Raw genomic sequence first — 14,324 nt, forward strand, 5'->3', positions numbered from 1 at the left:
TCGGGCCGTTCTCGTTCGTCACTGCCGCTCCGCTCTGCTCGTGGGTGTGCGGGTGTCGCACCCCATGTTCCTCAACGATGCGCCGGGCGTGTGGGCCACAGGTCGGGACGTTTTCGGGACGCGAGGTCCTCCGTCCAGCCGACCAGCAGGATCGCCGCGCCGATCAGCGGCCAGACCAGCAGGAACTCGAACCACTGTGATCCCAGGGGCAGATACTGCTCGAAGAACCCCACCTGCCACATCAGGTCCGTCACCACCACGGCCACCACCAGTGCCACCTCGTGCCAGAGGTAGATCGTGACGGCCCGGTTGTTGAAGAGACGCACCAGGCCGTCGATGCCGGGCATGCGCGGCAGTGACCTTGGCCGGAATCGCATCAGCAGGAGGACGAAGCCGAGCGACCAGAGGGCCTGACCGAAGGGGATCTCGCCCAGGTCGTACCCCTCGTCCGTGGGATGGGTGAAGGTGAACCAGCCGCCGGCGGCCATCAGCACGGCGACCGGGACGAGCACCGTCCTGACCCGCAGCGCGTCCAGCGACCCGTCCCGGTGGGCGAAGCCGAGCAGCCAGCACGCGCCGAAGATGCTCAGGTCGGTGAGGGCGGCAGCGGGCAGCACCGGCAGGTCGAGCAGCTCGTACTGGAAGACCGCGGCCAGCGCGAGGAACCCGGCGAGCAGCGGAAGCGGGGCGCGCCGCCAGGCCCAAAGGAGCGCGGGGGACAGCAGCACGAACCAGAGATACGCGCGGATGTACCAGAGCGGGCCGGTGAGTTGGGCACCCCACTCGCTGCCCGGCGGGTCACCGAGCGGCAGGATCCACAGCGCGAGCCGGGGCAGTTGGGCGGGGCTCCAGCCGCGCCACAACATCCAGGTGACCGCGACGACGGCGAAGACCCAGAACGGGACGAGCAGCCGGCGCATCCTGCTGCGGATCACGGAGACGGCGGGCCGGTTCAGGGAGCGCGCCATCAGCGAACCCGCCAGCGCGAACATGACCCCCAGGGAGGGGAAGGCGATCGTCAGCCAGGCCCAGCCGAAGGTGTGATAGACGACGACCCGCACCAGGGCGAGCGCCCGCAGCAAGTCGAGATAGCGGTCGCGCGCCGCGGGTTTCGCCGGTACGGGGGCGGGCTCGGAAGACACCCCCGGCAGATCGGGCCCGGCCGTTCCGTGGACGCCGCCGCCGGTCGGCGCGGCCCCCACCGTCGCGGGCTGCGCGAGCCTGGCCTCGGCCAGGAGCTGCTCGCCCACCTCGCCGGTACGCCGCAGTTTGTGCCAGTGCAGCCGTGCGCCGCTGATCGCGGTGAGGCACGACTGGATCAGCACCATGTACATCAACTGCCGGTAGACCACCTGCTGCAGAGGCAGCGGCCACAGCCGGCGCAACGGCTCGCCGTCCAGCCTGAAGGCGTACGCGGCACACGCCGCCTGCACCGCCAGGACCGCGCACCAGGCGATCGCCGTGCGCTCCGGGTCCATGAAGAGGAAGCCGTAGAGCGCGAAGAGGTCGATGAGCGGGGCGAGCAGCGGGGTCAGTACGGTGAACAGGGCGACCAGCGGCAGCCCCACCCGGCCGAACCGGCCCGCATGGCCGCGCTCGAACACCGCCCCGCGGTGCTTCCACATCGCCTGCATCGTGCCGTAGCTCCAGCGGTAGCGCTGGCGCCACAGCTCGCCGAGGCTGCCGGGCGCCTCGGTGTGGGCGCGGGCGTTCTCCTCGTACACGACCTGCCAGCCGTCACGGTGCAGCGCCATGGTGATGTCGGTGTCCTCGGCGAGCGTGTCGCTGCTCATCCGGCCGACCCGGTCGAGTGCCGTACGGCGGTAGGCGCCGACGGCGCCGGGGACGGTGGGCATGCAGCGCAGCACGTCGTACATACGACGGTCCAGGTTGAAGCCCATCACGTACTCGATGTGCTGCCAACGGCTGATCATCGTGCGGTGGTTGCCGACCCTGGCATTGCCCGCGACCGCGCCGACGGCGGGGTCGGCGAACGGCTGGACCAGCGTGCCCACCGTGGACGGCTCGAAGATGGTGTCGCCGTCCACCATCACGATCAGCTCGTGACGGGCGTGCGCGATACCGGTGTTGAGCGCGACGGACTTGCCGAGGTTGCGCTGGCGCAGCACCGTGACGGAGGGCAGGCCGAGGGCGTGCGCCTTCTCGGCGGTGTCGTCCGTCGAGCCGTCGTCCACCACGATGATCTCGACGGGGTGGTCGCTCGCGGCAAGGGAGTTCAGGGTGTCCGTGATGCAGGCGCTCTCGTTGTACGCGGGCACGATGACGCTGACCGGTTCGGTGACCGCGGGGCCCCAGCGGAAGCCGGGCCTGCGCCGTACGCGTGCGTGATGCCGGGCCAGTACCAGCAGCACCGCGAAACGCCCCAGGACCAGGAACCCGACGACGGACAGCAGGACGGCGAGCGCAGGGAGCGCCCACTCGGACACGACCACCGCGCCGACGAAGGCCCGGCCGCGCCACAACTCCGTGCCCTGGACCGGCTGGTTGACGCTCGTCGCACCGGCGATGTCGGCGATGGTGGTGAAGCGGTACCCGCGCGCCTGGAGTTGGGGGATCAGCTGGTCGAGTGCGGCGACCGTCTGGGAACGGTCACCGCCCGAGTCGTGCAGCAGGACGATCGCGCCCTGCCCGTCCTCCCGGGGAATGGCCCGGTCGACGATCGCCCGGACCCCCGGACGCTGCCAGTCGTCGGTGTCCTGGTCGATGAACGCGGTGATGTAGCCCTCGGAGCCCAGCTGTTGGACCACCGGCCACGAGGCGTTGTCCAGCGCCGCGGCCGTGGAGGAGTACGGAGGCCGGAAGAGCGAGCTGTGGATTCCGGCCGCGCCCGCCAGGGCCAGCTGGGCCTGTGCCATTTCGCGGTCGACGCCCGCCTCGGACTTGTACGCCAGATCCGGGTGGCCGAACGTGTGCAGCCCGATCTCGTGCCCGTCGCGCACCATGTCGGCGACGAGGCCCGGGTGCCGTGCCGTCATGGTGCCGGTGACGAAGAAGGTCGCGGGCACGGCGTGCTTCTTCAGTACGGCGAGGATCTGCGGCGTCCATTGCGGGTCCGGGCCGTCGTCGAAGGTGAGCACGATGGTGCGGTCGGGCGTACGCACGGAACGGGGCTCCGCGCCCGTGGCGTCGACGACCGGCCCGCCGCCGAGGACGTGGCGTGGCACCTTGCCGTCCTCCACCAGGGGGTGGGTGCGGTGGTCGGCGGCGTAGTCGCCGCGTACGTAACCGCCGAGCAGCAGGATGCACACCAGCGTCAGGAGGACGAACAGCGGGAGGACAAAACGGGGACGGTGGAGCCGCTTGGTGTCACTCACCGGTCGCGTCGGTCAGACCGGTCACCAGGTCGGTTATGGGTTTCAGGGCGGGGACTGTGCGTTCCACGGCGGTGGTCACGGGGACCAGGGCTTCGGTGACGGGTTTTACGGCGGTGGTGACGGGTTCTACGACGGCGGCGACCGTGTCGACGACCGGCTTTACGACGCCTGCGACGGTTTCCGTGACCGGCTTCACCACAGCGCCGACCGCCCCGACCACCGGGTCGGTCACCGGCTCGAGGACCGAGGGAATCGTGGGCTTCTGCGTCACAGGGGTCGGTGTGTCCGGCGCGTCCGGTGTGCCGGGTACGCCAGGTGGTGGCGAATCCGGGGTCTCGGGCACATTCGGGGTCGTCGGAGTGGTCGGAGTCGCCGGGGCCCTTGGACTCGTGGGGCCCGTGGGGCTCTTGGCGTTCTCGGGAGCCTGCGGGGTCCCTGAATCCGGCTTTGTCCAGACGGCAGGAACCACCCCCCGGGTCCCGGGACCGCCTGTCGCCCAGGCCGGCGGCGTCACCTTGTCCGGCTGCTGTCCGCTCCTGTTCTCGTCCGCGGCGGGACCGGGGCCGGGCTGCCCGTGGAAGGGGAACATCGCGTCGGGGGCGAACGGGGCCGCCCCGATCACGCTCAGCCCCAGCGCCAGGCCGTAGGTCGCACAGACCCCGGCCACTCCGCGCCCCGCCCTCCGCGACCAACGGGTACGCCGCCCACTGGCGTCGACGAAGACCGGATCCGCATCCGTCCCGTCCCGAGCTGCTTCCACATCAATTCGCTGCTGTTCCGTCACGGGTCCCCCCCAGGGCCGAACGGTTGACGAGTTCACAACCACCGTAGGGCGGAGCTCTGCCTTCCGTACCCCTGATTCCAGCCGCATCAGTACCTCCACCGGAGGGCACCTGGTAGCTTCGTCCGCATGTTCCTCAACCGTGCGTAGGACAGAACCGTCGAGTCGCCCCTCGCGTGACTCCGCTCTGTCCCCGTACCCGCTTGCCAGTTGAGGATTTCCCATGTCTTACGCCACCGTGCTGCGGACTCCGCATGCCCGCCGCACCTTCGTCGCCGCCCTGGTCGGGCGGCTCTCCTACGGGATGGTCTCCCTCTCCCTCGTCCTCTCCGTCAAGGACGCCACCGGCTCCTACGCCGTCGCCGGCACCGTGATGGCCCTCTTCGGGGCCACCAGCGTCCTCCTCTCGCCCGCCCGCGCCGCCCTCGTCGACCGGTTCGGGCCGCGCCGGGCCCTCGCCCCGATGGCCGGCGTGTACGCGGTCCTGCTCGTGCTCCTCGCGTACGCCGCCCGGCAGCCCGGGGCGAGCGGGCTGCTGCTGGGGGTGCTCGCCTCCGTCGCCGGGGTGTGCACACCGCCGCTCGGGCCGACCATGCGCGCGCTCTGGACCCAACTGCTCGACGACCGGCGGCTGTTGCAGCGCGCCTACAGCCTGGACGGGGTCTGCGAGGAGCTGCTCTTCGTCACCGGGCCGCTGCTCGTCGGCGTCGTGGTGAAGTTCGCCTCGCCCGCGCTGGGTGTGGCCGTCAGCGCCGCCCTCGTGCTGGCCGGGACGCTGGCCATGGTGTCGTCGCCGGCCGCACGGACCTATCCCGTACGGGAGAAGACGGCCGGTCCCGCCGTGCGCGCCGCCGTGCCCTGGCCCCCCGTGCTCGTCGTCGGCGGATTGGGGCTCGGGCTCGGGGCGCTCGATCTGCTGGTCGTCGCCTTCGCCGCCGACCAGGGGCGGCCCGAGGCCGTCGCCTGGGTGCTGGCGGCGCTGTCCGTCGGGAGTGCGGTGGGCGGGCTCGTGAGCGGGGGTGTGGAGTGGCGGATCCCCGCGCGGTCGCGGCTGTCGCTCTTCGCACTCGGTCTCGGCCTCGCGCTCGGCGCTGCCGGGCTCGCGCCGAATCTGTGGGTCCTGGGGGCGGCGGCCGTGGTGGCGGGGGCCTTCGTCGCGCCCGCGCTCACCACCGGCTACCTCCTCGCCGACGAGACCGCGGCCCCCGGCACCCGCACGCAGGCCGGCGCCTGGGTCAACACGGCTGTCAACGCCGGGAGTTCGGGCGGCGCGGCCGCCGTCGGGCTGCTCATCGGGCGGCTCCCGCTCACCCTGTGCTTCGCCCTGGCGGCGGCCCCCGTCCTGCTCTCGGCGGGGCAGTGGATCAGTCGTCGTCGCCTTCCTGCTCCTGCTCCTGCTGATGCCGGTGCTGGTGCGTGACCTTGCCGGTGTGAGCGCTGACGTCGACGTCGTACCGGGTGCCGTTCTTCGCCCGGACGTCCACGTCCCAGCCGTCGTCGTCGAGCTCGACCTCCGTGACCGTCCCGGGGACGGCCGTACGGGCAGCTGCCGCCGCCTGTGCCGCCGTCACCGGGGCGCCGCGCCGGTCGTCGTCGTCCTCGTCGGTGTCGATGCGGGACGAGGTGACCTTGCCGGAGTGCCGGTCGACGTCCACGTCGTGCCACTTGGCGTCCTTGCCGTAGACGTCGACGTCCCAGCCGTCGTCGTCCAGCTCGGCCGAAGTGACCGTGCCCGGTGTGGAGTTGAGGGCGGCCGCGATCGCCTTGTCGACGGTGACCGTCGACGAGGACGACGAGGACGACGAGGTGGCCCGGGTGCGCGCGGAGTCGTCGGCGAACGCGACGGCCGTCGCCGCGCCGCCCGTCAGCAGCGCTGCCGTCGTGACGCCCGCGATGATGGTCCTGCGCCTCATGGGAGATCCTCCTGGAGTCGTGGGTTCGGATTGCTGATCCCCAATGTGCGCGGCGCATGCTGAAGCCCCGCTGAAGGCACCTGAAGATTTCTTCAGGCGCGATTTGGCAGGCTGGGGCCATGCGCTTGCTGATCGTGGAGGACGAGAAGAGGCTCGCGACGTCCCTGGCCAAGGGGCTCGCGGCCGAGGGCTTCGCCGTGGACGTGGTCCACGACGGCCGGGAGGGACTGCACCGCGCCGGTGAGACTCCGTACGACCTGGTCGTCCTCGACATCATGCTGCCCGGCCTGAACGGCTACCGCGTCTGCGCCGCCCTGCGCGCCGCCGGCAACGACGTGCCGATCCTGATGCTGACCGCCAAGGACGGGGAGTACGACGAGGCCGAGGGCCTGGACACCGGAGCCGACGACTACCTGACGAAGCCGTTCTCGTACGTCGTCCTGGTGGCCAGGATCAGGGCGCTGCTGCGCCGCCGGAGCAACGGCCGCCCCTCGCCCCGGCTGGACGTCGGCGGCCTCTCCGTCGACACCGCCCGGCGCACCGTGCACTGCGGCGACGCCGAAGTGCCCCTCACAGCAAAGGAGTTCGCGGTCCTGGAGCAGCTCGCCGTGCGGGCGGGCGAGGTCGTGGGGAAGGCTGCGATCCTGGAGCACGTCTGGGACTTCGCGTACGACGGCGACCCCAACATCGTCGAGGTGTACGTGAGCGCGCTGCGCCGCAAGATCGGTGCCGATCGCATCCAGACCGTGCGCGGCGCCGGCTACCGGCTGGTGGCGCGATGAGGCGGCCCTGGCGCTCGGTACGCTCCCGGGCCGCTCTCGGAGCCACCGTCGTCGTCGCCGTCGCGCTGGTCGCCGCCGGGATCGCGGTGCTGCTCGTGCTCCGTACGAGTCTCACCGACCAGGCCGGTCTCCAGGCCGAGGTCACCGCCCAGGGCGTGGCCTCGGACATCGCCCTGGGCACCTCCCTCGACCAGCTCGATCTGCCCGACGCCGACGAGAACCCGGTGCAGGTCGTGGACGAGGACCGGCGGGTGCTGGCGGTCAGCGACGACCTCGACGCGATCTCCGGGGCGGGAAGTCCGCAGGTCGAGCCCACGACCGCCCCTACAAGCGACGACGACGATGACGACGATCACGGCGACGACGACCCCGGGAAGGGCCAAGTCTCCGGCGACACACCCCAGTTCACCTCCGGCGCCGCCACCGTCGACGGCACCACCGCCGACTACCGGTTCGCCGCAGTCGAGGCCACCACCCCCACCGGCGTCACCGTCACCGTCTACGCGGGCGCGCCCCTCGCCACCGAACAGGGCGCCGTCTCCACCGTCCGCGGCGCCATGCTCGTGGGCCTGCCCGCCCTCCTGGTGGTCGTCGCCGCCGTGACCTGGCTGGTCACCCGGCGCGCGCTGCGGCCCGTCGAGGGGATCCGCCGCGAGATGGCCGCGATCACCGCCTCCGAGGACCTCGGCCGGCGCGTCCCCGAGCCGTCCTCGTACGACGAGGTCGCCCGTCTCGCCCGTACGACCAACGAGACCCTCGCCGCGCTCGAAGCCTCCGTCGACCGCCAGCGCCGCTTCGTCGCCGACGCCTCGCACGAGCTCCGCAGCCCCATCGCGTCCCTGCGCACCCAGCTCGAAGTCGGCGCCGCACACTCGGAGTTGCTCGATGTGGACGGCGCGGTCGCGGACACTGTACGGCTGCAGCACCTGGCCGCCGATCTGCTGCTGCTCGCCCGGCTGGACGCGGGGGAGCGGCCGGGGCGCGGGACGGTCGACGCGGAGGCGCTCGTACGGGAAGAGGTGTCCCAGCGGCGGGCGGCCGGGCGCGTCCCGGTGACGGTGAGGGTGCAGGCCGCGGGTTCGCCCCAGGTGGCGGGTTCGCGCGGTCAGTTGGCGCGCGTCGTCGGCAATCTCCTCGACAACGCCCAGCGGCATGCCGCCACCGCGGTCGAGGTGTCCGTACGGGAGGAGGACGGCCGGGCCGTGATCGCCGTGGCCGACGACGGTCCTGGCGTCCCGGAGGCCGAGCGGGAGCGGATCTTCGAGCGGTTCGTACGGCTCGACGACGCCCGCGCCCGCGACGAGGGCGGCGCCGGGCTCGGCCTCGCGATCGCCCGCGACGTGGCCCTGCGCCACGGTGGCACCCTCACGGTCACGGCAGGCGAGGGTGTGGGCGCCGTCTTCGAGCTACGGCTTCCGCTGGCCGCGCAGGTGGTCGGCGACCGGGGTCAGTGACGCGCGCAGTGCGGCGAGCGCCTCCGGCTCCAGCATGTCGATGAAGTGCTTGCGGACCGAGGCCACGTGGTGCGGGGCGACCTTGAGCATCGTCTCGCCGCCGAGGTCGGTGAGGACCGCGAACAGCCCGCGCCGGTCGGACTCGCAGTTCTCGCGCTTCACAAGACCCGCGTTCTCCATCCGCGTGATCTGGTGCGAGAGGCGGCTCTTGGACTGCAGGGTGGCCGTCGCGAGATCGCTCATCCGCATCCGGCGGCCCTCGGCCTCGGAGAGGTTGACCAGGATCTCGTAGTCGTTCATGGTCAGGCCGAACGGCTGGAGGTCCTTCTCCATCTGGTAGGTGAGCAGCCTGTTGACGTCCAGATAGGTGCGCCAGGTGCACTGCTCGGCTTCGGTCAGCCAGCGGGGGGCCGTCTCGGTGTCCATGATGAGGATTCTACCTAAGAAGTTGAATGCTGGACGAGTCTGGGAGTGCATCGCAGTGTGACGTTTGTTCGATGTTGCACTCCGCAGACTACCGGTCACAGCCCGAAGCGACGCTGGAGGTCCCCCAACTGTCCGGGAAGGCGCGGCACAGCCCCCGCCTGACCTGCACCGGGACCCCCGCCCGGCACCCCAGCCTGCTGCGGCACCGCACCCGTCGGCTGCTCGGCCATCAGCACCTCGGTCGACTGGAGGAGGACCGTCCCCGCCCCGACGAACTCGAACTGGTGCTCCTCGCCCGAGGTGCCGCCGAGCCCGGTGAGGGACCTGATCCCGCCCAGTACGCCCGTCATATAGCCGTGGTCGTAGTGATGGCACGGCGAAGGACAGTCCGCCCAGCCGACGAGCGCCTGCGGGTCGACGCGGATCGGCGGCTCCATGAAGACGACCGGACCGTTCGAGGCGGCCACGAACTTCCCCGTACCGATGAGCGTCAGGAAGCCCGGCACGATCGACTGCTTCAGCGCGAGCGACGGCTGGAAGGCGAGGAGATTGCCCGAGCGGATGGTGAGGTTGCCTTCCTCCAGGTCGTACGAGTTCACGTCGAAGGCCCGGTCGGCGAGCAGCATCTTGCCGGAGCCCTCCGCCACCACCCAGTCCTGCGCGTGCATCGGCGAGTGGAAGCTCGTACGGAGGATGCTGTCGAGGCGGCCGCGGCCGAAGCCGTTGAAGTCGATCCGCCCGTAGTAGGCGATCATCTTGCCCTTCTGCAGCAGCCACTGGCTGCTCTTGAGCTCCACGCAGAAGGTGTACTTGTTCACGTTGTCGTCGACGGGGAGCGACATCGGGTCGAAGACCGTGGGTCCCGCGGTTCCGGTCGTCATTACAGCTTCTCCTCCGACGCCTGTACGTAGACCGCTCCGTTGCCCGACAGCTCCAGCTGGAACGCCTCGCCGGAGCCGCGCCCCACCATGTCGCGCCAGCCCAGCGCCGTGGAGAGCTTGTTGCGCACGTCCCCGTGGTGGGCCACGTACGCCTGCGGGTCGACATGAATCGGCCGCTGCGGGGTGATCGGCAGCTCCACGACCCCGCCGTGCGCCATCACGGCCACCGCGCCGTGCCCCTTGAGGGTGGTGGTGAAGAGCCCCTGCCCGGTGACCTGCCCCCGGACCATGCCCATCACCCCGCCCTGCGAGCCCATGAACATCGTGCCCTGCTGCAGGGCCCCGTCGAAGGCGAGGAGGCGGTCGGCCTCGACGTAGAGGGTGTCGCCCGCGAGCTGGATCACCTGGATGTGGTGGCCGCCGTGGCCGAACATCACGGTGCCGCTGCCCTCGACGGTCATGAGAGGAGTGGCCTCATTGGCCACCCGCCGGCCGATCATCGACATCAGGCCGCCCTGGCCGCCCTGGATGTTGGGCGTGAAGGACACCTCGCCCTTGTACGCGAGCATCGCCCCGCGCTGGCTGAACATCTTCTGGCCGGGCAGCACCGTCGCCTCGACCATCTTCGAATTGACCTCGCGGAACGGCATCAGACTTCGCCCCCGATGGTGTTGCGCTCGCTGGGCTGCACATAGACCAGCCCCTCGCCCTCGAAGCGGATCTGGAACGCCTCGCCCGAGCCCTCACCGATGAAGGTGCGGAACGTCACCCCGGACTGGAAGTGCTGCTGCAGATTTCCGGTGTGCGCGATGTACGCCCCCGGGTCGACCTGGAGCGGGTACTGCGCGCTCACCCGCAGGACGACGGCGGGACCGTCCGACATGATCGCCGCCTGGCCGACGCCCTCCACGGTGGTGGTGAACAGACCGTTGCCCTGGGTCGCGCCGCGCAGACCGGTGAAGGTGGTGCCGGTGCGCAGGCCCGCGTCCGTGCAGAGGAGATTGCTGGACTCGACGTACAGCTTCTCGCCGTTGAGGGAGACCAGGCTGATCTCGCTTGCCCGGTCCGCGAAGTAGCAGGTCCCGTTCCCCTTCACCTCCATCATGACCATCTGCTCGCCGGTCAGGCGCCGGGTCACCATCCCGCGTATGCCCTCACCGCCGCCGGACATCTTCTTGAACGCCATCTGGCCGTCGTAGGCGACCATCGCGCCGTTCTTCGCCTTGACGGAGTCGCCGGTCATGGAGACCGCGAGCATTTTGCTCCCCTGGAGCATGAACTGAGCCACGGAATCGAAGATAGGGGGAGCGGAGGTGCGCGAACAGGGCCCTTGAGGAGGATCTGGACCCTGATCCGACCCTGGGAATCCCGGCTGCAACAATGGTTCGAGCTTGTGCGTACATTCACAAGATCGCCAGCCCTTCTCCTTCCCCCGATGCCGAAGGTTGCCCCTCCGTGGACATCAAGACCGCTTCCGCCATCCGACGCCTCCGCCTGGTCTCCGCCCCCGAGGCGGTCTCCTTCCTGCTGCTGCTCATCTGCTCGGTGCTCAAGCGCACCACGGACTTCAACGCGGTTCCGGTCATGGGCATGGTCCACGGCGTGCTCTTCGTCCTGTACGTGCTCTTCTGGCTGGACGCCTGGAACCGCGCCAAGTGGTCCGCCGGCACCGGGATCCTCTACTTCGTCCTGTCGGTCCTGCCGACCGGCGGCTTCTTCGCCGAGCGCAAGCTCAAGCGCGAGGCCGAGAACGCGGTCATCGCCGCGCGCGCCCGCCGCGAAGGCGTGGTCGCCTGATGATCGTCGCCTTCTCGGTCTCTCCGCTGGGTGTCGGCGAGGACGTCGGCGAGTACGTGGCCGACGCGGTGCGGGTGGTGCGGGAATCGGGGCTGCCGAACCGTACGGACGCGATGTTCACCTCCATCGAAGGTGAGTGGGACGAGGTCATGGACGTCGTCAAGCGCGCCGTCGCGGCCGTGGAAGCGCGGGCGGGGCGGGTCTCGCTCGTCCTCAAGGCCGACATCAGGCCCGGTGTGACGGACGGGCTGACCTCAAAGGTCGACACCGTCGAGCGCTACCTCGCCGGTCCCGCCGCTTAGCGCGATCCCCAGCGGCGTCCGCTCGTACAGCACCTGGTGCCCGTAGCGGCGCGACGTCAGCAGTCCCGCCCCGCGCAGCGCCGACAGATGCGCCGATACGGAGCTGGGGGCCAGCCGCAGCCGGTGCGCGAGCGCGGTGGTGGAGGCGGGATCGTCGAGCGCGCACAGTACGTCGGCCCTTGCCCGGCCCAGCAGCCGGGCGAGGGCCTCCGGCGTTCTGCCCTCGTCCCGTTCCGTCCACAGGGCGCCGATGCCGCGCGCCGGATAGACGACGGTCGGCTGCCAGGGGGCGTCGAATCCGCTGATCACCTCCGGCCAGCAGAAGGCGCTGGGCATCAGCATCAGGCCCCGGCCGGTCGGCTCCCGTACGTGCTCCCCGTTGTTGGCGAGGGTGAGCGTCGTACCGTCCCAGCTCAGGCGGGGGTGCAGCTCGGAGAGCAGGCCGCCGAGGCCGACCTCGGCGAGGCGCCGGGAGTGGTACGCGATGTCCGCCTCCAGGAGCGAGCGGAGGCGGGGCCACTCCGGTTCGACGAGGGTGTGCCAGGCGGTCTCCATGAGATCGGTCAACTCCCGTACGGCACGGGCCGGTTCATGCAGCATGCGCTGTCCGGCCGGGGTGTCGGCGGCGCCGGGCGTGCACGCGAGGGAGCGGGCCATGTCGTCGCGGGCGAGCTCGGGGTCGGTGGCGCGTACGGCCGCGATCTCCTCCTCGAAGGAGGCTGCGGGACCCAGGGGCGGCGGGCAGAGGTAGTCCGGGTTGTGGCCGCGGCGGGGCATCAGCAGCCAGACGGTGGCGAGGTCCAGGCCGGCGGCGGCGGTCCGGATCTTGCGGAGCCAGGGGAGGTGGTAGCCCTGGCGGGCGGGGGAGTTGAGGGTACGGACCGCCTCCTGCGTCTCCCAGAGCGGGGAGAGCGCGAACCGGCACCGGAGGAGGTCGGCCTCGCCGAGGTGGACGCGGAAGGGCATGGCGGGTCCCGTGGAGTGATTCGGCCTGGGCCGAAAGTCTAGGGCGGGTGGGGCGGGCGGCGGCAGGGTGCGCTCATGCCACCGCCGGAGCATTCCCCCACCCCGCCCCTTCCCGAAACCATGGGCTCCGCCCCTGGACCCCCTTGTCAGGGAGAGGGCCGACCGGGGCCCGCGCCCCGGCCCCCGCTTGCGGGGGCTACGCCCCCTGCACCCCCGAACACGGCCTCCGGCCGCTCGTCCTCAAACGCCGGACGGGCTGAATTTGCCCCTGAGGGCGCCAACCGGGCTGCGGTCGCCGCACCTCCTGAGTCGCGGCCTCCGGCCGGCTCGTCCTCAAACGCCGGACAGGCTGAATTCGCCCTCCCCGCCGGTTGCCCACCGGCCGAATCCGCCCCCGGCGACCCCGGATCGGCGGAGCCGGTCCCCACAGGGACCGGCTACACCCACCTCTTCCGCATCCCCGAATTCCGCACCGTCTTCCTCGCCCACCTCCTCTCCCTCCTCGGCGTCGTCGTCAGCGAGATCTCCCTCACCGTCCTCGTCTACGACCTCACCGGCTCCCCCCTCCTCAGCGCCCTCACCTTCGCCCTCGGCTTCCTCCCCTACCTCATCGGCGGCACCCTCCTCGCCGGCGTTGCCGACCGCTTCCCCGCCCGGCGCGTGCTCGTCGTCTGCGATCTGATCTGCGCCTCGTGCGCCGCCGTCATGGCCTTCCCCGGTACGCCCGTCGCCGGGCTCCTCGCCATCCGCTGCGTCGTCGCCGTCGTCTCACCCGTCTTCAACGGGACCCGTATGGCCACCCTCACCGACATCCTCGGCGGCGGCGATCTCTTCGTCCTCGGGCGCTCCCTCCTGCGGATCGTGTCCCAGAGCGCACTGCTCGCCGGGTTCGGTGCGGGCGGTCTGCTGCTGACCGTCCTGTCGCCGCGCGGCGCCATGTGCGTCACCGTCCTCACGTTCGCCACCTCCGCGCTGCTCCTCCGCTTCGGTACGAAACGCCGGCCGGCCAGGGCCCAAGGGGGCGGCGGCGCGGACCTGTTGCGGGAGTCGCTCGCCGGGGCGCGGTTCGTGTTCGCCGACCGCAGGGTCCGCGCGCTGACCCTGATGTTCTGGGTCTCACCGCTCTTCGCCGTCGCGCCCGAGGCGCTCGCCGCCCCGTACGCCGGTGAGATCGGCGCCTCCACCGGCGCCCTCGGACTGCTGATGTGCGCGATGCCCGTCGGCACCATCGCGGGCGAACTGTGGGCGGGATCGGCCCTGACCCCCGCCGCGCGCTCCCGGATCGTGCTGCCGCTGGCAGCGGTGAGCGTGCTGCCGCTGCTGCTGTACGGGGTGCGGCCGGGGATCGCCCTCGCCGCCGTCGCACTCGTCCTCACCGGTGCGACCGGGGCGTACACCCTGGGGCTCGACAAGTGGTACGTCGACGCCGTCCCCGAGGAGATCCGCGGGCGCGCCATGACCCTGCTCACCGCGGGGATGATGACCGTCCAGGGCGTGGGCATGGCGCTGGCAGGGGTGGTCGCCGAACTGGTCCCCGTGCACCAGGCCGTCGCGGGGGCCGGGGCGCTGGGGACCTTGGCGATTCTTGTACTTCTCCGGGAGGTGCGGGTCGTGCGCCGTACAGACAGTGCGAGGACCGAAGAGCGAGACAGGGCTGACCGGTATATGACCGGCGGGTAGGGTCGGT

General features: G+C 71.2%; 14 protein-coding genes. 6 read left to right on the plus strand and 8 right to left on the minus strand.

All coding sequences use genetic code 11. The features are described from left to right. Positions 1-71 precede the first annotated feature (71 nt). Entirely contained in the window at positions 72-3,335 is a 3,264-nt protein-coding gene (locus OG707_RS27565; RefSeq protein WP_329122906.1) for a glycosyltransferase, read from the minus strand. Beyond that, entirely contained in the window at positions 3,328-4,119 is a 792-nt protein-coding gene (locus tag OG707_RS27570; RefSeq protein ID WP_329122908.1) for a hypothetical protein, read from the minus strand. The genes OG707_RS27565 and OG707_RS27570 overlap by 8 nt, the downstream gene beginning before the upstream one ends. 220 nt (positions 4,120-4,339) lie before the next feature. Here OG707_RS27570 and OG707_RS27575 point away from each other — a divergent pair, with 220 nt between their 5' ends. Next, a complete protein-coding gene (locus tag OG707_RS27575) occupies positions 4,340-5,536 on the plus strand; it encodes an MFS transporter (protein WP_329122909.1) in 1,197 nt (398 codons plus the stop codon). On the opposite strand, the gene OG707_RS27580 is transcribed toward OG707_RS27575, so the two are convergent. Beyond that, complete coding sequence (locus tag OG707_RS27580; RefSeq protein ID WP_329122910.1) at positions 5,481-6,029, minus strand: PepSY domain-containing protein; 549 nt, start codon at positions 6,027-6,029, stop codon at positions 5,481-5,483. The genes OG707_RS27575 and OG707_RS27580 overlap by 56 nt on opposite strands. Before the next feature lie 119 nt (positions 6,030-6,148). Here OG707_RS27580 and OG707_RS27585 point away from each other — a divergent pair, with 119 nt between their 5' ends. Then, positions 6,149-6,811, plus strand: coding sequence for a response regulator transcription factor (locus tag OG707_RS27585; RefSeq protein WP_329122911.1), 663 nt, complete (start codon positions 6,149-6,151; stop codon positions 6,809-6,811). Beyond that, a complete protein-coding gene (locus tag OG707_RS27590) occupies positions 6,808-8,265 on the plus strand; it encodes a sensor histidine kinase (protein ID WP_329122913.1) in 1,458 nt (485 codons plus the stop codon). The genes OG707_RS27585 and OG707_RS27590 overlap by 4 nt, the downstream gene beginning before the upstream one ends. Here the strand turns inward: OG707_RS27590 and OG707_RS27595 are convergent. From OG707_RS27595 to OG707_RS27610, 4 genes are all read right to left on the minus strand, one after another. Further along, positions 8,218-8,691, minus strand: coding sequence for a MarR family winged helix-turn-helix transcriptional regulator (locus OG707_RS27595; protein ID WP_329122915.1), 474 nt, complete (start codon positions 8,689-8,691; stop codon positions 8,218-8,220). The genes OG707_RS27590 and OG707_RS27595 overlap by 48 nt on opposite strands. A 95-nt stretch (positions 8,692-8,786) precedes the next feature. Next, positions 8,787-9,572 carry an AIM24 family protein gene (locus OG707_RS27600; protein WP_329122917.1) on the minus strand — a complete coding sequence of 262 codons (786 nt, stop codon included), beginning with the start codon at positions 9,570-9,572 and terminating at the stop codon, positions 8,787-8,789. Next, positions 9,572-10,222 carry an AIM24 family protein gene (locus tag OG707_RS27605; RefSeq protein WP_329122919.1) on the minus strand — a complete coding sequence of 217 codons (651 nt, stop codon included), beginning with the start codon at positions 10,220-10,222 and terminating at the stop codon, positions 9,572-9,574. The genes OG707_RS27600 and OG707_RS27605 overlap by 1 nt, the downstream gene beginning before the upstream one ends. Further along, positions 10,222-10,860: an AIM24 family protein gene (locus OG707_RS27610; protein WP_329122921.1), complete on the minus strand. Its 639-nt coding sequence runs from the start codon at positions 10,858-10,860 to the stop codon at positions 10,222-10,224. Before OG707_RS27610 ends, OG707_RS27605 begins: the two co-directional genes overlap by 1 nt. 167 nt (positions 10,861-11,027) lie before the next feature. Between OG707_RS27610 and OG707_RS27615 the strand changes: the two genes are divergently transcribed. Beyond that, positions 11,028-11,369, plus strand: coding sequence for a DUF3817 domain-containing protein (locus OG707_RS27615; RefSeq protein ID WP_329122922.1), 342 nt, complete (start codon positions 11,028-11,030; stop codon positions 11,367-11,369). Beyond that, a complete protein-coding gene (locus OG707_RS27620) occupies positions 11,369-11,671 on the plus strand; it encodes an MTH1187 family thiamine-binding protein (protein ID WP_329122924.1) in 303 nt (100 codons plus the stop codon). Before OG707_RS27615 ends, OG707_RS27620 begins: the two co-directional genes overlap by 1 nt. On the opposite strand, the gene OG707_RS27625 is transcribed toward OG707_RS27620, so the two are convergent. Beyond that, positions 11,624-12,637: an ArsR/SmtB family transcription factor gene (locus OG707_RS27625; RefSeq protein WP_329122926.1), complete on the minus strand. Its 1,014-nt coding sequence runs from the start codon at positions 12,635-12,637 to the stop codon at positions 11,624-11,626. The genes OG707_RS27620 and OG707_RS27625 overlap by 48 nt on opposite strands. A 75-nt stretch (positions 12,638-12,712) precedes the next feature. On the opposite strand from OG707_RS27625, the gene OG707_RS27630 reads away from it, so the two are divergent. Continuing rightward, positions 12,713-14,317: an MFS transporter gene (locus tag OG707_RS27630; protein ID WP_329122928.1), complete on the plus strand. Its 1,605-nt coding sequence runs from the start codon at positions 12,713-12,715 to the stop codon at positions 14,315-14,317. Positions 14,318-14,324 lie beyond the last annotated feature (7 nt).

Origin of the sequence: Streptomyces sp. NBC_01465 (assembly GCF_036227325.1) — a bacterium.
GTDB lineage: Bacteria > Actinomycetota > Actinomycetes > Streptomycetales > Streptomycetaceae > Streptomyces.